The sequence below is a fragment of the Haloarchaeobius sp. FL176 genome, from assembly GCF_024609245.1.
In the GTDB taxonomy this organism is placed as follows: domain Archaea; phylum Halobacteriota; class Halobacteria; order Halobacteriales; family Natrialbaceae; genus Haloarchaeobius.
Window position 1 is genome coordinate 82990 of sequence record NZ_JANJYH010000005.1, and the last position, 17312, is coordinate 100301.

A 17312-nucleotide genomic window follows, 5' to 3' on the forward strand; every position below is an offset into this window, starting at 1 on the left:
AGCGTTGCGTGGACCGTTCTCCCGGTTCTCGAACCCGCTAGCGGAGCGCGTGGGACGTTCCGCCCGCTGACCGCCGCCGGTCACGACCCACGTCGATGCACGATACACCCACGATTCGTCCGCAGTGCCACCAGTCGCACCGCCCGCAGGTTCTCACGACCACCACCATCGTCACCGCCGTCGCCGACCCGCGGAGGGGAGGTAGCCGATGCCACTGAGCCGCCACGAGCCGGCTCTCGCCCTCGGCTCGCGCGTCGACGGCGGCCCGCGGCGCTACGAGTTCCACACCGCCGACAGCTGCTGTTCGCCCGACGGGTTCCGTCCCGCGACGCTCGCCCTGCTGGAGGCGTGCTGGGAGGAGCGACTGGGCCGACTGCTCGTCCCGGCGGCGAACTACGGCGTCGTCGGCTGCGTCCTCGCCAGTGTCGCCGACGCGGTCGTGATGACCGAGACGAGCGCCCGCGCCGCCGCCTGCTGCGAGCGCAACAGCTCCACGAACGGCGTCGACGCGACGGTGGCGACTACCGCCCATCCGGCCGGCGCGGACTCGACGTTCGACACCGTCGCGTACGCCCCGAAACCGTACACCCCGGTCGCGGTCGGGAAGCAGCGAGTGGCGAACGCGCTCGCGACGCTGGCTCCGGGCGGCACGCTCTACGTCGCCGGCAACACGACCACCGGCCTCGGTCGCTACGAGGACTGCCTCGCCGGGCTCACCGGCCGCGTCGAGACCGTCCACGACGGCGAGGCCCGCGTCGTCGCGGCGACGCGACCGGAGACCGTCGACCCGCCCGCGTTCGTCGAGCCACGCGAGTTCGCCGCGACGGTCGACGGCGTCGACCTCTCGCTCGTCTCCGTCCCCGGGACGTTCTCCGCCGGGCACCTCGACCACGGCACCAGGCTGCTGCTGGAGACCGCCACCGTCGACGACGATGCGAGGGTTCTCGACCTGTGCTGTGGCTACGGTCCAGTCGGCTCGTACGCCGGCTCGGTTGCCGACTGCGACCTGTGGCTGACCGACGACGACGCGGTCGCGACGGCCTGCGCCGAGCGGACGCTGGCCGAGAACGGCGTCGATGCGACGGTCGTCACCGCCGACGCGGTGTCGGGCGTCGCGGACCGGCGCTTCGACCACGTGCTCTCGAACCCGCCGACCCACGCGGGCGACGGCGTGCTCTCGGACCTGTTCTCCGGGATGGAGCACGTCCTGGCGTCGGATGGTCGTGCGACCGTCGTCCACCATCGGTCGCTCGACCTCACCCGGCACTTCGAGCGGTTCCCGTCCGTGGAGACGCTGGCGACGGGCGCGGAGCACGTGGTGGTCCGGCTGCACGAATAAGCGGCTCGGACGACTACAACCCGTACAGCGCCTCGGCCTTCTCCCGCGCGCAGTCGACGAAGTACTCCGCGGTCAGCGGCTCGCCGGTCGCGACCGCGACCAGTTCCGCGGGCTCGTAGCGCTGGCCGTGCCGGTGGACGTGGTCCGTCATCCACTCGTGGATGGGTCCGAACTCGGCCCCGCGGACGAGGCCGTCGGCCGCTTGGCGCGGCCGGGCGCGCCGCCCTGCGGCATCGTCACCTGCTGGTCCCAGTTGAGGAACGTGGAGGCCTGCCGGAGGTTCGAGACGCGTCGGTAGCGGTCGGTTCGTCGTAGGCGGCTGGTGCGTCGCTCGCAGCGTCCGTTGACATAGCATGCGGCGACGTGGCCGACCGAAAGAGCTCGGGTCGGGGACGACCCCCGAGCGAAGCTCCCTCCGACTCGCGTCAGAACTCGCCGGTGACGATGTCCGCGACCCGCTGGCGGTCGAACAGCTGCTCGTCCTCGGGAATCTCGGGGTACGGGTCGCCGTCCTCGTAGGTCGGCCACGCGCCGAACTGCTGCGGGTAGAGCTGTTTGGCGGTCATCTCGAGCTGGAACAGGTTCATGATGGGGCCCTGATACCGCATCCCCTGTGCGTGCACCCGGTCGTTCTGGACCGCCGTGAGGTCCCGGCCGACGGGGTGGTCCACGAGTAACTGTCGCATATCCGTCATGCTCCTTGAGGGCGTCATGCCCCACAGATGCAGGAGGACGTCCGGGTCGGCCTCGACCATCGCCTCGAAGTCGACCTGTCCCCAGAGATTGCCCCAGTCCTCGTCGGCGAAGGCATCGGTCGCGCCGAGCGGACGCGTGTCCGCCAGCCAGTAGCCCGGCTTGTTGAGGTGGTAGGTGTAGAACGACTCGCCGTCGCTCGCGATGGAGACGCGTACGGCGGTCGGTCGCTCGGGCGGCAGGTCGCTCTGGATGCGCTCGACGAGGTCCGCGTGGACCGCGGCGAGCGCCTCGTAGCGGGCCTCCTCGCGGAAGACCCGTGCGACACCGCCGAATAGCTCCCAGAGGTCGTAGTACTCGTACTCCGGGTACCCCTCCGGCGGCGACGTCTGCGTGCCGCTGTAGAAATTGCCGAACCACGGCGCGACCTGTGTCCCGACCTCGTCGACGTCGCCCCGGTCCCAGTTCTGCTGGGTCGACGCCCACGAGGGGTCGGCGAGGTGGACGTCGCTGTCGAGTTCGTACAGCCGCTCCTTCGACAGGCCGTCGACGAGCGGGTCGTGCAACCCCTCCCAGTCGAAGGAGACGCCGTCGAGGTGGTGGTAGTAGTGGTTCATCGTCGTCCCCGACATCTCGGGTACGTAGAGGGCGTTGACCGCGTCGCCCCGGCCGAGGGCGACCGCCATGTCCGCGTACTGTGCGAAGACGGTGAAGATGTCCGCCGGGACGGTGTCGAACTCGACGGTGCCCACCGGAGACATCGTCACCGAGTAGGGGCCGTCGTCCTCGGTCGTCTCAGTGGCGGTCGACTGGTCCGCTGACCCGGTCGGCGTCGCGGTAGCCGTGTCGCCGCCTCCGTCGCTGCCACTCCCACCGAGACAACCCGCGAGCAGCGCACTGCTCGCCAGCGTCCCACCGTACGTCAGGTACGTCCTGCGCGTCGATTCGTCACCCACACTGCGGTCTCCCGACATATGATTTAGGCCGGCCTAAAAATTCTTAACGCTTCCGGTTTTTAGGCCGGACAGAACCTGGTGGCGTCGAATCCCTCCCAAGCACGACGACGGTGAGGCAGAGAAGGCCTTCGACGCCTTCCCGGGTTGCGGTCGTGCTCGGCCCAGAACCCCCTCGTAGCCCGTCACTCGTCGGCTTCCATCCGTGGCTGGTGGTCGCGACACTCGTCGGGGGCACCGTCGTCGTCGTGCCGGGGGCGAATCGGCTCGACCCGCGGACCTCGTTCGGTCCGGTCGACTGCGGCGTCGATCTCGAAGACGTCCGCGAGCATCGACTCCGTCAGGACCTCCTCGGGCGTTCCACGGGCCTGAATCTCCCCGTCCTTCAGCGCGACCATCCGGTCGGCCAGTCGTGCCGCCTGCTCGACGTCGTGGAGGACGACCACGACGGTGATGTCGCTCTCGTCGCGCAGCGTCTCGATTATCTCCATCACCTCGAGCTGGTGGTGGAGGTCGAGGAACGTCGTCGGCTCGTCCAGCAACAGGACGTCGGTCTCCTGTGCGAGCACCATCGCGATCCAGACGAGCTGCTTCTGGCCGCCGCTGAGACTGCTGACCTGCCGGTCACGGAGGTGGTCGACGCCGGCGAGGTCGATCGCACGGTCGACGGCCCGTTCGTCCTCGTCGGTGACCGTCTCGAAGAAGCCGCGGTGGGGGTAGCGGCCGTGGAACACGAGCTCCTCGACGCTGATGCTGCCCGGGGACGTGCTCTCCTGTGAGAGCAGCCCGAGCTTCTTGGCCATCTCTTTCGTGCCGAGGGACTGCACGTCCCGGCCGTCGAGCAGGACCGAGCCGTCCGTCAGTTCGAGCTGGTTCGCGAGCCCCTTGAGCAGCGTGCTCTTGCCGGAGCCGTTCGGCCCCACGAGCGCCGTCACCGCACCGGGAGTCGCGGTCATCGACTCGCCGTCGAGCACGGGCTCGTCGGTGTTCGGGTAGCCGAGCACCAGCTCCTCGCCAGCGAGTTCGCTGATGGCTGCGGTCGTTGTCTCGGTCGTCGCCTCCTCGGTCCAGTCGGCGACGGTCGCTCCGTCGGACTGCGGCGTCGCGTCGTCGGTACCAGTGTGCTCGCTCATATGTTCCCCAACGCCTCCTGCTTTCGCATCAGATAGAGGAAGTACGGTCCGCCGACCAGGCCGGTGACGATACCGACCGGGACCTGACCGCGGCTGCCGATCATCCCGAAGAACAGCCGCGCACCCACGTCGGCCGAGACGACGAGCGCCGGTCCGGCGAAGAGGCAGCCGACGACGAGCTTCTTGTAGTCGCTGCCGACGATGTTCCGGACCATGTGCGGGACGATGAGGCCGACGAAGCTAACGATGCCCGCGACGGCGATGCTCGCGCTGGCGGCCAGCACGCCCACGCTCGAGAGGCCGAACCGGACCCGCTCGACGTTCATCCCGAGTGACTTCGCGGTCTGTTTGCCGAGCAGGAGGACGTTCAGCTGTCGCGACCCCGCGAGCGCGAGCACGACGGCGAGGACCGACCACGGGAGCACCGTCCGTATCTCCTCCCAGTCGGTCCCGATGAGCGAGCCGACGGTCCACGCACGGGCGGACTTCGCGACCGCGATGTCCTGCAAGAAGAAGAACATCCCTCGCTGGAGGGAGGTGAATATCGTCCCGACGATGACGCCCGCGAGGACGAGTCTGACCGGGGAGGTGCCGTTCTTCCACGCAATCATGTAGACGGTCAGGAACGCGAGGGCCCCGCCCGCCGCTGCGATGAGCGGCAGGTACATCGTCAGCCCGCCGAGGAAGACGAACGTCAGCAGGATGGCAGCCCCGGCCCCGGACGAGACGCCGAGGATGAACGGGCTGGCGAGTTCGTTCCGCGTCACCGCCTGGAAGATGGCCCCGGAGACGGCGAGGTTCGCACCGACGAAGATACCGACGACCACGCGGGGCAGACGCATGTACCAGACGACGAGGTTCTGGCGGCTCATCTCGGGGAGTTCGTGCCCGAGGAGGAACGCCTTCCAGACCTCGATGTCGAAGAGAACGGTCTGGTCGGTCAGCGATCGCCACACTTCGGCGTAGCTCATCCGGAACGGTCCGTGGCTCACCTGCACGATACCACCGACGACGACGATCAGTAGGCTCACCGCCGCGAGGCCGACGAGCTTCGGGTCGAACAGCCAGCCGAGGCGGGTGCCTCCCGGAACCGTGTCGGTTCCGACGCCCCGTCGTTCGTTGCTCATCGTGTCGTCCACCCCTCCCGTTCACCGAGCTCCCCTGTTCGTCGTGTGCCTCGCCTGCGACCCACAGCGTGCACACTCGAGTTTGCCGGGTCGTTTGCCATAGGAATTAGGCCTACCTAAAAAAATAAATGGCTTTCGGATTTTAGGCGAGCCGAAAGCAGGTTCGAACGACCCTGCGCCCCGGAGTTCGGCGCGTCACGGGGGCGTCGGAAAGGAAGTCAGTCGTCGGCCGCCGTCGCATCCTGCCGTTCGAGGTACGAACGGATGTGCTCGTCGTCGAGGTGGTCGAGCAGGCGGTGGTGTGCTTCCTCGGTCCGCTGCTCTATCTCCTCGTCGGTCGTCTTCGTCGCGAACGCCTCGTCGAGGTACCGCTCGCGGAGTTCGACGAACCGCGCCTCGTCGAGGTCGTGGTCGCCGGCCTCGGCCTCGAAGTACTCGCGCCAGCGGTCCCGCTCGGCCCACTTGCCGGAGAACTCACCCGCCCGTCGCCGCCAGTCGTAGCGCGCGGCGACGCCCTCCGGGTAGCCCGCGGCCACGCGGTGGTCCTCCAGCAGCGACCGGGCGACGTGGGCACCGTTGCCCGCGGCGACGACGGCCTGCGCGCTCCGACCGCCGGCGGGCGAGGCGACGTACAGGCCCTCGACCGGCGTCCGGCCGTCGTCGTCGGGGTAGTCGGGGTCGAACCGCTCGTGCTCCTCGCCGTGATGCTCGTGCAGTTCGAACATCTCGTCCCCGTCGTCCAGCGGTTCGAGGTAGGAGCCGTCGTACCAGGCCGCCGCGAGGACGTAGTCGGTTCGGACCCGCCGGTCGTCGGCCGTCTCGACGACGAAGCGAGCACCGTCGTCGGCGTCCGCCGCGGTGCGTGCGACCGACACAACGGAGTCCTCGACCGGAATCGCACCCGCCGTCTCGAGGTGGTCCGCGAGCAGGCCCTGGAACGTCCCCACGTCGATGCCGGCGGGGAAGCCGGGGTAGTTCGCGAGGAACGCACAGCGGTCGAGCGCCCCGGCACCGCGGTCGAAGACGACCGTGTCGAGGCCATCCCGGGCAGTGAACACCGTCGCGGCCGTTCCAGCGGGCCCACCCCCGACGACCACGACGTCGTAGCGGTCAGCGGCGTCCGTCGCGTCGGAGCCATCTTCCGTCATCGTGGGTCGAGCCCCGACTCGAGCTGTCGCGTCACCAGTTCGTCGTCGAGCAGGGCGTCCGGGCCCGCGAGGTGGACGACGGGGCCGTTCTCGACGCGGAGCCACTCGTCACAGCCCTCACCCGCCAGCGTTACGCTCTGACGCGACTCGGGGAGGCCGTTCTCCCGACGACGGCCGGTGCGCTGCCGGACGCGCGTCAGCGTCCCACCCGCGCCATCGGCGTCACAGACCGCGAGTTCGTAGCGTTCGAGTCCGGGGTCGAGCGTCCGGAGCACCGCCCGGTAGCGCCGCGCGGCGTCGCGGGCACGCTCGGCCCGCTCGAACGTCTCGAACGTCGAGCCGTCGATTGGTTCCGGGCTGGTGCCGGTCTCGCGGCAGGCGACCGCGAACGGACCGTCCTCGCAGGCGAGCCGTGCGACGTTCTCGCGCTCGTGCCGGAGCGTCGCGACGAGACCCGCGTCGCACGCGTCCTCGTCGGCGCGTTCGTCCGCCGCGTCGGCCGCGTCCGCCTGTCCGGTCATGCTCAGAACTCCCCCGCAACGATGTCGGCGACCCGTCCACGGTCGAACAGCTCCTCGTCGACGCCGTAGAGCTTGCTGGCGGTCCGCTCGGTCAGGACCATGTTGGTGATGGGGCCCTGGTAGAGACCGCCGGCGCGGTAGACATCGCCGTTCTGGACGGCGGTGAGGGCGCTCGCGGTCGGGTCCGCCTCCAGGCTGGCGACGACGGTGCGCTGGAACTCGCTCTCGGACATCGACTCGTAGCTACGGAGCAGGATGACTTCGGGATCGACTTCGAGCAGCGTCTCCAGATCGATCGCAGTACGGCTCCCGTGGAAGTCCCGAATGTTGGTGCTCGCGAGAGCGTCGCGGAGCCGCAGGTCCCGGAGGTGCTTGAACCCGGTTCCCTCGCCGATGATGTACGGAAGGAACTCCTCGAGGGCCTCACCGTCCCCCCAGAGCACGGCTACTTCGGGGCGCTCGCCCTGTGTCGGCACGTGGGGTGCGAGGTTCGACTGGAACTCGTCGTGGACGGTCTCGAACGCCTCGTAGCGGTCGGTGCGCTGGAACAACTGCGCGAGCTTCTCGAACGCCTCGTAGAGGCTGTAGTAGCGGTAGTCCGAGTGCCACGGGTAGTTCTGGGCGTAGATGCAGTTGCCGAACATGGGGGCGACGTTCTCCTCGACCTCCGCAACGTCGCTCTCGTCCCAACCGTTGAACCGGTTCACGAGGAAGTTGGGGTCCATCACGTGCACGTCGGCGTCGAGGCTGAAGAACAGCTCCTTGCTGACGCCGCTCTGGTAGAGCGACACCATGTCGCTCTTGTCGACGGAGACGCCGTCGATGCTGTCGTAGTACTGCGTGTGGTAGCGCCCCGTCAGCCAGACGGCTTTCGGCGGCTCGAGCCCGAGTGCGACGCCCATGTCGGCCCAGCTCCCGTTGTTCGCGACCCACGTCTCGGGGACGGTCTCGAACTCGACCGATCCGACCGGCTCCATGGTGACGCTGTAGGAGCCAGTCGTCTCGGACGGCCCCTCGGTCGTCCCTGCCGTCGTCGCAGGCGGTGCGGTCGACGTCGGGTCCGCAGTCGATGTGCCGTCGCCGGGCCCGGACTCGCCGAGACAGCCGGCCAGTCCGATGGCCGCAGCCAGTCCAGCACCGGTTCCCAGGAAGCGCCGCCGCGTCGAGTCGTCGTACGAATCCTCGCTCATAGTTTTAGGCTAGCCTAACAATTTAAATCGCTTTCGGAATTTAGGTAGACCTAATCCTCTGTCACGGGGGCCGCAGCCGAACCGCTCCGGCACCACGACTTTGCCGTGGGCCGTCGAATCATCCGGCCATGGCCGCAACCGTCTCCCGCTGGGCGCGCCGGTACGTCGGTGTCGCCGTCGCCGCGCTGCTCGCGTGGCAGGTCGGCCTGCTCGTCGGCATCCCACGGGGGACCGAGGTGGCGCTGGGGCTGTACGGGTTCGTCCTCCACGTCGTCTTCGGGAAGGCGTACTCGCTGGTGCCGTCGTACTTCGACCGCGAGCTCGCCGAGCCCCGCGCCGCAATCGTCCAGCTACCGCTCACCGCAGGCGGGGTGGCCTGCCTCGCACTCGCACCGCTGGCGGGGACACCGGATGTCCTCGAACCCGCCGGCGCCGCGCTGTGGGCCGCCGGCGTCCTCGGCTTCGTCGGCACGCTCGCGTGGACGGTGCGGGACAACCCCACCGGGGGCGAGACCGGCACCGGCGGCCCGAACGCCCACCGGGCAGGGGTCGATCGGGCGGCAAACGCCGTCGTCCCCGTCGCGCTCGCGTACCTGCTCGTCGGGAGCTACGCGACGCTCGGACTCGTGGAGCTCGTCCCGCCCGTCTTCGACGGCTACCCGCCGCGGACCATCCACCTGCTCGGGACCGGGACGGCGGCCCTGCTCGTCTTCGGCCTGGGCGTGCGGCTCCTCCCGCGGTTCCTCGTCGCAGACCCGCCGAAAGCCCTCGTGTGGGTCGTCCTCCCCGCGGGCGCGGTCGGCCCGGTGCTGCTCGCGGCGACCCTGCCCGCAGGCCCCTGGTTCCACCTCGCCGCAGTCGTCGAGACGGTCGCCGTCGTCGGCTACGCCGCCATCGTCGGCACCCTGTTCGTCCGGTCGGACAACCGCCGGACCGCGCTCTACGGCGTGCTCCTGGGCGCGGTCGGTGGCGTCGCCGCCGTCGCGCTCGGTGCGTGGTTCGCGTTCGTCGGCCTCGACGGCGTGCTACTCCCGGCCCACCGCCGGCTCACCCTGCTCGGCTTCCTCGGGCTGACCGTCGTCGGCGTGTCGCTCCAGTTCTATCCTCCGAACGTCGGGCGCTGGCCGGGCTGTGACGACCGGACCGCGCTCGCGTCGATGGGCCTACTCGCGGTCGGTGTCGCGGTGCAGGCGGCCGGTCTCGGGCTCGACGTGCCGGCAGCCGAGACGAGTGGCGTGGTGCTCGCGCTCGCCGGTGGCCTCGGCTACGCCTACCTGCTCGCCGGCGCGTTCGCGACGCGGTGACCGCGGCTCGACCCGGGTCCTACGACCGGTGACCGCCGACGCAAGGTGCTTCTCACGGTTCGGCCGTCGTTTCGAACCGGCCCCGACTTCCGCTCACCCGGGGTCTCCAGCCCAGTCGGTTCGACGGAGCACCTCGTACGACTCCTTCAGGCGCTCGTCGTACGAGAGGCGGTTCCACTCCTCCCACCCGTAGGCGACGGTCTCCAGCCGGTCTCCGCGGGCCCCCGGTGCCGCGCGGTCGACGGCCGTCGAGTCCGACTGCGGCGTCCCCGCATCGTCGTTCGGCGCGTAGGTCGCGACGCCGACGTCTATCTCGTCGAACGACGTCACTTCGAGTCCGGCGTCCCAGTCCGTCTCGATCCGACGCTTGCTCGACGGGTCGGCGACGTTGAGGAGCACCCAGGGCAGTCGTACTTCGACGACCCGACCGTCCGGAGCAGCGTACACGTCGGTGAGGGAGTCGTACTGGTCCGCGGCGGGGTTCCCGACCCCGTATCGCAACTGCCCGGTCTCGACCGCATCGAACGGAACCTGCTCACCCGTCGGAGGGACGGTGTAGCCGAGAGTGACCGGCTCGTAGACCGGGACGAACCCGGCATCGCCGGTCCGATACGACGCCACGTCCAGCCCTGCCAGGGACCCGAACTCGCGTGCGAAAGCGTCGTACGACGACTCGACCAGCAACCGCGACTCCCCGGCCCCGGCGAGGTTCACGACGAAGTCAGCCGGAGCCGTCGCGTCCAGCCCGAACGGCAACGCCGCCCGTCGTCCGGTCAGTCCGATGGTCACGAGCGCGTTCGTGGCGCTCCAGTCGATGGGCTCTCCCGTGGCTTCGAACTCCAGCCGTACGGCCAGGCCTTCGTAGTCGTGTGTCACCCGAGCGCGCTGGAGTTTTCGCGTTCCGCTTCCGCCGTCGCCCGTCGCAGCCACACGCAGACCGTCGGTCCAGCCATCGACGGACCCGTCGAGGGAGACGCCGTCTGTCGGCTCGAACGCGAGCAGGCCGAACCGTTGTTCGGGCGTCTCGATGTTCGACCAGAACGGACGACGGCCGGGGACCGATCGCTCGTCCAGGTTCCAGGTCCGCTTGAACCACTCGTCCTGCCAGGAGAACACGATCCCACCGGCGCAGCCGGCGTGGAGGATATCCTCGTACATCGCTCCAACCAGCTCTCCCTGTCTGGTCTCGGTGTGACGCCCCTGGTCGCGACCGTGAACGTGGTGGTGGGCGATGCCCCGCGAACTCGGGACGCCGAACTCGGCGAGCAGGACGGGGTGCGAGGTCGAACCGACGAGGTCGTTCAGGTAGCCAGCGTAGCTGTTCTGCTCTCCCCGGTGGTCGACGTAGTCGACGTACGACGGCGTCTCGTTGAGCAGGTCGGGGTAGTACGGATACGCGTGATAGGCAGCGAACGTACCCGCGGGGTAGGCGTCGGTCGCCGTGAGTGCGTCCGGATCGACGCTGACAGAGTCTTCGTCCCCGTAGGGTTCGTAGGGATGTGCCAGCGGATCGGTCGTCACCCAGTTGACGAACGCGGCGGGACGTTGCACCCCGTAGGTCTCGGTCTCGTGCCCGACCGCGGCGTTCAGGCGGCCCCCGAGCCACCGTTCGAACGGCGAGGCGTGGGCCCCCCGGAGGTATCGACCGTCGAGTTCGCCGGCCGTTCCACGCTCGTCGGTTCGGGCGACGACGTCCGGTGGCCACTCGATACCGAACAGGAGGCCGAGCGTCGTGCCGCTGACATCCGCATCGTAGGTGCCGCTGGCGTGTCCGGGGCGCTCCGGAAGCGTCGCCTCACCGTGGAGGACATCGACGGTTCGCTGGAGCTCCCGGTCGACGGTCCGTGACAGCTCGGTGGCGTCCTCCGCGTCGAGAAGTTCCGCCGTCGGAACCCACGTCCCCTGGAGCAAGAACAGCGGTTCGGCGGCCGTCTCGTTGTACGCGGCCAGCGCCCGGTAGAACGCCGGCGGGTGGATCGTGTACGTCCGGACGACGTTCGCGATGTCGCCCATCGCCGCGAGCCACCGGTCGTACTCCTCGCGTGTGATCGCCGCCTGTCCCGGGAACGCGCCGGGCTTGGCCATTCCGAGATTGATACCGCGAACGGTCAATGGTTCGAACCCACCGTCGGTCCACCGTTCGAAGCCGTCACCGGCGACGCGAAACGCGGCCCCGTCCGGACTGACGTCCGCCGTCGTCGGTGACTCGGTGCGACTGCCTGCGGAGGTCTCGGTTCCGGGTGACTCGCCCGGCCCCGAGCTCGTCTCCTCCGCTGATGAACCCGCCAACCGCTGACAGCCCGCGAGGCAACTGAAGCTACCGGCGCTGATCGACGCCAGAAACCGACGTCTCTCCATATCCCGACGAAGGGGAGAGCCCACAAGAAGCCGGTGGATGGCCGCGGCGTCGATAGGCGTGTTTATGTACGTGTGCTCTCATCTCTTATTGAATGGCGGTCGATGTCCTCGTAGTCGATGACGACGAAACGCTTCAGCAGCTGGTGAAACACCAGCTCGGAGCAGCTGGATACGAGGTGCGGGTGTGCGAAGACGGGCGTGCAGCCGCTGACGTCCTCGACGGAGGCTACGAGCCGGATATCGCCGTGATGGACGTGATGATGCCTCGTCTGGACGGGATGCGACTCGCGAGGATGATCCGTGGTGGGGAACTGGCCGTCAGGGCCGACCTCCCCATCGTGATGCTGACTTCGCGGGGGCGAGAAGAACACGTCCTCGAAGGGTTCGATGCCGACGTCGACGACTACGTGACGAAACCGTTTCGGAGCGAGGAACTTCTCGCCCGAATCAGGAGACATATCGATGCGTGACGGTCCGAGAGGAGTTCGATGACCGAGGTCACGCTGTTCGGGTACGTCGTTCCGATGCGGGTCATACTCGTCAGGGTCGGACTGGTCGTTGGCGTCGCGACCACGGTCTCGTTCTGCCTCACGATGGGGTTGTCGGTGTATCGTTCGGGCAAGAACACCCGCCGCGAGCGCGTCCGCCCCGACCTCCGAGAGGAACTTCTGAATCGACTGTTCGCCGACGAGCCGGACTGGGAGGGATGGGTGGACGGTCTCTCGCGGATGGAACGCGCCGTCGTCGAATCGTTGCTGGACGACAACCTCCGGGAGCTCGACGGGCGGGAGGCCGACCGGCTCCGCGATCTGGGCGACGCACTCGGGATTCCTGAGCGAGCCGGGCGGAGACTCGAGTCACGGAACGAGTACGACCGGTTGCAGGCGCTCACGTGGCTGACGCTGCTGTGCCGACCGGACCAGTACGTCGACTCCACGTTCGAACCGCAGAGTCCCCGCGAGCGAGCCGCGGTCGTCACACTGCTACAGGTAAGCGGCACGCTTCCCGACGCGGAGAGTGGTATCTCGATGCTGCTGGACGGGACGAACGAGGAGTTCACCGTCTTCGGCCAGGACACCCTCTATCGGGTGGCGCGGGACGATCCCGAACCGTTGTTACGTCGGGCCAACCGGTCCTACAGCGAGTGGCCCGAACCGCTGCTGACGCAGGTACTCGCCGTCTGTGCGAACCTCGGAACGAGCGTCCGCGACGGCGACCTGGGGTGGCTGACGGCCGCCCTCGAGACCGAGAACGAGGCGATCCGTGCCGCCGCCGCGGCCGCGCTCGGGAGTTTCGGCTGGAACGCATCGCTCCGTGACCAGCTGTTCCTCGAGCGGGCGACCGACGACCCCTCCCCCCGCGTCCGGGCGGCCGTCTACGAGATGTTGGCGGCCTGGGGAGACGAGAAGGCCCTCTGGATTCTCCTCTTCGCGCTCGTCGAAGAGACCCACCCCCGTGCACTCACGCTCGGGACGGCAGCACTCGTTCGACGACGTGACCGCATCGAGACCGACGGGGACGCAGTGCTGGGAGACGCGTGGGCATGGAGTCTCGAACACGCCGAGTACGACCAGTTGGCACGCACGCCGAACCGAGACGGGGTGACCGGCTGACGTGCACTCGATCCAGCACCTCCTCGGGACGGTCCTGCTGCTGTTCGGTGTGTTCGTCATCTGCTACTACCTCGTCGTGAACGGCGGATACCTGCTGTTGCACGTTCTCGCACTGTTCGAACTCCGTGACGACGTTCGCGATTCGCGATGGAACCCACCCTTCAGGCGGTTCTCGAGCCCGTTCTATCCGGGCATCGGCATCGTCGTCCCGGCGTACAACGAGGAGGCGACCATCGTCGAAAGCGTCCAGTCGATGCTGTCGCTGAACTACCCCGAACTGGAGGTCGTCGTCGTCAACGACGGGTCGACCGACGCGACACTCGACCGGCTCGTCGAGACGTTCGACCTCGAAGCGGTCGACGCCGACATCCCGTTCGACGTCCCCTCGGAGGAGATACACCGCGTCTACCGCTCGTGCACCGACGAGGAGTTACTGGTCGTCGACAAGGAAAACGGCGGCAAGAGCGACGCGCTCAACGCCGGGATCTGGCTGACCGAGATGCGGCTGTTCTGTGCCGTCGATTCGGACACCGTCATCGACCGGGACGCGCTGCTGTCGCTGGTCAGACCGTTCCTCGAGGAACCGACGACGGCCGTCGCCTCCGGCGGCGTCATCCGGGTGGCCAACGACTGCGTCATTCAGGACGGGGTCGTCGAGTCGGTCAAACTCCCGAAGACCGGGCTGCCGGGGGTGCAGGTGATGGAGTACCTCCGGGCGTTCTATTCGGGCCGTCTCGGCCTCAACCGTATCAACGGACTCATCCTCATCTCCGGGGCGTTCGGCCTGTTCCAGACGGACGCAGTCCGAGAGGTCGGGGGGTACAGACAGGACACCGTCACCGAGGACTTCGACATCGTCGTCCGACTGCACCGCCACCTCAAGGAGACCGGCCGCGAGTACACGGTCGACTTCGTCCCGGAGCCGGTCGCCTGGACGGAGGTTCCGTCGACGCGGCGAGTGCTCGGCCGTCAGCGACGGCGGTGGTACCGGGGGATGATCGAGACCGTGGTCACTCACTGGCGGATGCTGGGGAACCCGAACTACGGCCGTGTCGGGTCGTTCGTCATGCCGTTTTTCGTCGTGGCAGAGGTGCTCGGGCCGCTGATCGAAGGGCTCGGATACGTCGTGCTACCTCTGGCGTGGTACTTCGGGGTCCTGAACGTCGAGTTCGTCCTCGTGTTCTTCCTGCTGACCACCGGGTTCGGTATCTTCCTCTCGTGGTTCGGCGTCTTCAGCGAGGTCTGGAGCTTCAACCGCTACGACAGTCCGTGGCAGGTGTTACGGCTGCTGTGGTACGGCGTTCTGGAGAACTTCGGCTATCGCCAGTGGAAGACCCTCGTCGCGTGGCGGGGCCTCCTCGAGTATCTCAGGGGCGTCGACACCTGGGGTGCGATGGAGCGGACCGGCTTCTCGACCGAGGACGATTAGTGCGGCCGGTGATAACTCCACCCATGACCGACCAGGAGGTACGGGATTACTTCCGTGACCTGTACGAACTCGGGGGAGACACGTCGGCGACGCTGGAAGAGAAGATCGGCCGGGCGATCACCGTCGGTCGGGACCGCCTCGACATCGACTACGGTGTCCTCTCGTACACCGGCGAGGGGGACTACGAGGTACTCGCCTCGACGATCGAGAGCGGGGAGTACACCCCCGGGTCGGTTCACGACCTGGAGACGACCTGGTGTCGTCACGTCGTCGGCGACGAGAAACTGCTGGTGCTCGCCGACGCCGACGACTCGGGCTACAGCGACGACGTGGCGAAGGAGGTGACGGAGCTGCACTGCTACATCGGTGCCCCGATAACCGTCGACGGCGACATCTACGGGACGCTGTGTTTCTCCGCGGAGGACCCGCGCCCGGTCTCGTTCGACGACGACGAACAGCGGTTCGTTTCGCTACTCACTCGCTGGATCGGCCACGAGATAGAGCGAGAGCAGCACTACCGGTCGCTGGACGCGCAGAACGAGCGACTGAACGAGTTCGCGGGCGTGCTGGCACACGACCTCCGGAATCCACTGGCCGGCGCACAGGGGTACGCCGAGCTCGCTGCCGAAACCGCCTCCGGACCCGAGGCGGAGTACCTCGAGGTGGTTCTGGAATCGCTGGAACGGATGGACGCGCTGATCACGGAGACGCTTTCGCTCGCTCGCGACGGGGTCGACGTCGGCGAGCGCGAGTCGGTCCAGCTCTCGGCCGTCGCGCGCACGGCCTGGGACACCATCGACCCCGAAGCGGCCTCGCTGGACATCGCCAACGACCGGACGCTCCGGGCGGACACGTCCCGTCTCAGACAGCTGTTCGAGAACCTGTTCCGGAACGTCGACGAACACTGCGGCCCGGACGTGACAGTAAGAGTCGAAGGGATCGAGGACGGCTTCGTCGTCGAAGACTCCGGCCCGGGGCTGCCGCCCGACATCGCCGATTCGTTGTTCGGTGGTGAGTACGGTACGGACCGGCGAGGCCTCGGCCTCCTCATCATCGAACGAGTGGTCTCCGGGCACGGCTGGCGTGGGTCGGTGCAGGCCACGAACGACGGGACCCGGTTCGTCTTCACCGGTGTCGGGACGGTGACCGACCCGCCGACGAGCTGAGTCCGGCCCCCGCATCGCTCCGAATCCACGGTCGGGACGCCGCGTCCCAGCCGTCGGTCCCGAACATGTGTGGCCCCCGAGCCTTGACGCCGGCGACCGTAAGTGGTCTCATGGTTTCGACAGGCGACACCGCACCGACGTTCACCGCGACGTACGGCACGAGCGACCACGAACCGTTCGACCTCGCCGACCACCTCGGCGACGGCCCGGTCGTCCTCGCGTTCTTCCCGGGCGCGTTCACGCCACCCTGCACGAACGAGATGGTCGCGCTGCAGGAGCACCACGACGCGTTCGCCGCGGCCGGCGCGGCGGTGTTCGGCATCAGCGCCGACTCCCCGTTCTCACAGGGCGCATTCCGGGAGGAGCACGGCATCGAGTTCGACCTCGTCAGCGACATGGCCGGCGACGCTATCCGGGCGTACGGCCTGGAGATGGACATTCCAGACCTCGGACTGTACGGTATCGCGAACCGGGCCGTGTTCGTACTCGACGACGACGGCACCGTGAGCTACGCGTGGGTCGCCGACGACCCGACGAACGAGCCTGACTACGACGCGCTGCTCGACGCCGTCGGAGCCCCCTGAGCCAGTCACTGGCACCCGACCGGAGCAGCCGGCGGAGAGCGGCCGGGACCGACGGCCAGCGGGTGTGACCCACCGCGAGCAGTCGAAAGTTTACAGCAGACGTAAACATGAAGGCTGGTGACGCCGTAGTTCGGGCCATGCCCGCGACCACACCGTTCTCCGCCTCGCTCGTCGCCGACGTGGCGCGCGACCGCGACGTCGACCGCGACCGCCTCGCCGACGCACTCGCGAGCATCCACGCCGACCTCGCCGAGGGTGGCGACGCCATCCAGCGGCACTACGACGACGAGTACGACCAGCCCTACCACACCACCGACGACGGGCTGGCCACGGTGCTCTTCATCGGCGCGGACGTGTGGACCCAGCTGGCGGAGCGGCTCGACCTCCCCGACGACCTGCGTGCCGCCGCGGAGCGCGTCCACGCCGCGTTCGCACGGGACGTGATGGACGAGTCCGTCCCCGGCAGCGAGCCGCTCGTCCTGCCGAGCAGTCGGGTCGCCTCGCTCGTCCGCGCCGGCCTCTCGCTCCGGCAGGCACAGGTACAGGTGCTCCGGAACGAGGGGCGCTCCCAGCAGGCCATCGCCGACGAGCTCGGCCTCGACGTCGGGACGGTCAAGACCCACACCTACCGCATCGACAGGAAGGTCAGCGAGGCGCGGGCGTTGCTCGCTGCCGTCGACGACGGCGAAGACTGACCGGGTCGACCCCGAACCACGTCGCCGCCGCTGGCCGGAATCCATTAGCCCCGCCCGCC

The 17312-nt window shown here is 68.4% G+C and carries 15 protein-coding genes and 1 pseudogene; 8 read left to right on the forward strand and 8 right to left on the reverse strand.

Features of this window, described 5'->3' with window-relative positions; all coding sequences use genetic code 11:
- Window positions 1-208 precede the first annotated feature (208 nt).
- Window positions 209-1339: a methyltransferase gene (locus NO978_RS11015; RefSeq protein ID WP_257299643.1), complete on the forward strand. Its 1131-nt coding sequence runs from the start codon at window positions 209-211 to the stop codon at window positions 1337-1339.
- A gap of 13 nt (window positions 1340-1352) precedes the next feature.
- Here the strand turns inward: NO978_RS11015 and NO978_RS19965 are convergent.
- The 7 genes and pseudogenes from NO978_RS19965 to NO978_RS11050 all read right to left on the reverse strand — a co-directional run.
- A pseudogene (locus NO978_RS19965) lies at window positions 1353-1535 on the reverse strand (carboxypeptidase M32); the annotation flags it as partial.
- 229 nt (window positions 1536-1764) lie between these two features.
- A complete protein-coding gene (locus NO978_RS11025; RefSeq protein WP_257299645.1) occupies window positions 1765-3006 on the reverse strand; it encodes an ABC transporter substrate-binding protein in 1242 nt (413 codons plus the stop codon).
- 164 nt (window positions 3007-3170) lie between these two features.
- Window positions 3171-4118 carry an ABC transporter ATP-binding protein gene (locus NO978_RS11030; RefSeq protein WP_257299646.1) on the reverse strand — a complete coding sequence of 316 codons (948 nt, stop codon included), beginning with the start codon at window positions 4116-4118 and terminating at the stop codon, window positions 3171-3173.
- Window positions 4115-5245 carry an iron ABC transporter permease gene (locus NO978_RS11035; RefSeq protein ID WP_257299647.1) on the reverse strand — a complete coding sequence of 377 codons (1131 nt, stop codon included), beginning with the start codon at window positions 5243-5245 and terminating at the stop codon, window positions 4115-4117. Before NO978_RS11035 ends, NO978_RS11030 begins: the two co-directional genes overlap by 4 nt.
- Before the next feature lie 218 nt (window positions 5246-5463).
- Window positions 5464-6393, reverse strand: coding sequence for an FAD-binding protein (locus tag NO978_RS11040; protein ID WP_257299648.1), 930 nt, complete (start codon window positions 6391-6393; stop codon window positions 5464-5466).
- The gene (locus tag NO978_RS11045; protein ID WP_257299649.1) at window positions 6390-6914 is read right to left on the reverse strand and encodes a hypothetical protein; all 525 of its coding nucleotides are present in this window, start codon (window positions 6912-6914) and stop codon (window positions 6390-6392) included. The genes NO978_RS11040 and NO978_RS11045 overlap by 4 nt, the downstream gene beginning before the upstream one ends.
- 2 nt (window positions 6915-6916) lie before the next feature.
- Window positions 6917-8104 (reverse strand): ABC transporter substrate-binding protein, encoded by a 1188-nt coding sequence (locus tag NO978_RS11050; protein WP_257299650.1) that lies wholly within the window; start codon window positions 8102-8104, stop codon window positions 6917-6919.
- Window positions 8105-8232: 128 nt separating this feature from the next.
- Between NO978_RS11050 and NO978_RS11055 the strand changes: the two genes are divergently transcribed.
- On the forward strand, window positions 8233-9408 hold the full coding sequence (locus NO978_RS11055; RefSeq protein ID WP_257299651.1) for a hypothetical protein: 1176 nt from the start codon (window positions 8233-8235) through the stop codon (window positions 9406-9408).
- Window positions 9409-9501: 93 nt separating this feature from the next.
- Here the strand turns inward: NO978_RS11055 and NO978_RS11060 are convergent, their stop codons facing one another.
- A complete protein-coding gene (locus NO978_RS11060) occupies window positions 9502-11766 on the reverse strand; it encodes a hypothetical protein (RefSeq protein ID WP_257299652.1) in 2265 nt (754 codons plus the stop codon).
- A 92-nt stretch (window positions 11767-11858) separates the two neighbouring features.
- Between NO978_RS11060 and NO978_RS11065 the strand changes: the two genes are divergently transcribed.
- The 6 genes from NO978_RS11065 to NO978_RS11090 all read left to right on the forward strand — a co-directional run bounded on the left by NO978_RS11065 (window position 11859) and on the right by NO978_RS11090 (window position 17253).
- A complete protein-coding gene (locus NO978_RS11065; RefSeq protein WP_257299653.1) occupies window positions 11859-12236 on the forward strand; it encodes a response regulator transcription factor in 378 nt (125 codons plus the stop codon).
- Between the two features lie 18 nt (window positions 12237-12254).
- Window positions 12255-13379, forward strand: coding sequence for a HEAT repeat domain-containing protein (locus NO978_RS11070; protein ID WP_257299654.1), 1125 nt, complete (start codon window positions 12255-12257; stop codon window positions 13377-13379).
- Between the two features lies 1 nt (window position 13380).
- Window positions 13381-14808 (forward strand): glycosyltransferase family 2 protein, encoded by a 1428-nt coding sequence (locus tag NO978_RS11075; RefSeq protein WP_257299655.1) that lies wholly within the window; start codon window positions 13381-13383, stop codon window positions 14806-14808.
- A gap of 23 nt (window positions 14809-14831) precedes the next feature.
- Complete coding sequence (locus NO978_RS11080; RefSeq protein ID WP_257299656.1) at window positions 14832-15974, forward strand: GAF domain-containing sensor histidine kinase; 1143 nt, start codon at window positions 14832-14834, stop codon at window positions 15972-15974.
- Between the two features lie 110 nt (window positions 15975-16084).
- Window positions 16085-16558 carry a redoxin domain-containing protein gene (locus tag NO978_RS11085; RefSeq protein ID WP_257299657.1) on the forward strand — a complete coding sequence of 158 codons (474 nt, stop codon included), beginning with the start codon at window positions 16085-16087 and terminating at the stop codon, window positions 16556-16558.
- 137 nt (window positions 16559-16695) lie between these two features.
- Window positions 16696-17253: a hypothetical protein gene (locus NO978_RS11090; protein WP_257299658.1), complete on the forward strand. Its 558-nt coding sequence runs from the start codon at window positions 16696-16698 to the stop codon at window positions 17251-17253.
- Window positions 17254-17312: the final 59 nt, after the last annotated feature.

Bases quoted from the DNA above. Each gene is read 5' to 3' on its own strand.
- NO978_RS11015 (WP_257299643.1), top strand. From the start codon at position 209: ATGCCACTGAGCCGCCACGAGCCGGCTCTCGCCCTCGGCTCGCGCGTC.
- NO978_RS11025 (WP_257299645.1), bottom strand. From the start codon at position 3,006: ATGTCGGGAGACCGCAGTGTGGGTGACGAATCGACGCGCAGGACGTAC.
- NO978_RS11030 (WP_257299646.1), bottom strand. From the start codon at position 4,118: ATGAGCGAGCACACTGGTACCGACGACGCGACGCCGCAGTCCGACGGA.
- NO978_RS11035 (WP_257299647.1), bottom strand. From the start codon at position 5,245: ATGAGCAACGAACGACGGGGCGTCGGAACCGACACGGTTCCGGGAGGC.
- NO978_RS11040 (WP_257299648.1), bottom strand. From the start codon at position 6,393: ATGACGGAAGATGGCTCCGACGCGACGGACGCCGCTGACCGCTACGAC.
- NO978_RS11045 (WP_257299649.1), bottom strand. From the start codon at position 6,914: ATGACCGGACAGGCGGACGCGGCCGACGCGGCGGACGAACGCGCCGAC.
- NO978_RS11050 (WP_257299650.1), bottom strand. From the start codon at position 8,104: ATGAGCGAGGATTCGTACGACGACTCGACGCGGCGGCGCTTCCTGGGA.
- NO978_RS11055 (WP_257299651.1), top strand. From the start codon at position 8,233: ATGGCCGCAACCGTCTCCCGCTGGGCGCGCCGGTACGTCGGTGTCGCC.
- NO978_RS11060 (WP_257299652.1), bottom strand. From the start codon at position 11,766: ATGGAGAGACGTCGGTTTCTGGCGTCGATCAGCGCCGGTAGCTTCAGT.
- NO978_RS11065 (WP_257299653.1), top strand. From the start codon at position 11,859: ATGGCGGTCGATGTCCTCGTAGTCGATGACGACGAAACGCTTCAGCAG.
- NO978_RS11070 (WP_257299654.1), top strand. From the start codon at position 12,255: ATGACCGAGGTCACGCTGTTCGGGTACGTCGTTCCGATGCGGGTCATA.
- NO978_RS11080 (WP_257299656.1), top strand. From the start codon at position 14,832: ATGACCGACCAGGAGGTACGGGATTACTTCCGTGACCTGTACGAACTC.
- NO978_RS11085 (WP_257299657.1), top strand. From the start codon at position 16,085: ATGGTTTCGACAGGCGACACCGCACCGACGTTCACCGCGACGTACGGC.
- NO978_RS11090 (WP_257299658.1), top strand. From the start codon at position 16,696: ATGCCCGCGACCACACCGTTCTCCGCCTCGCTCGTCGCCGACGTGGCG.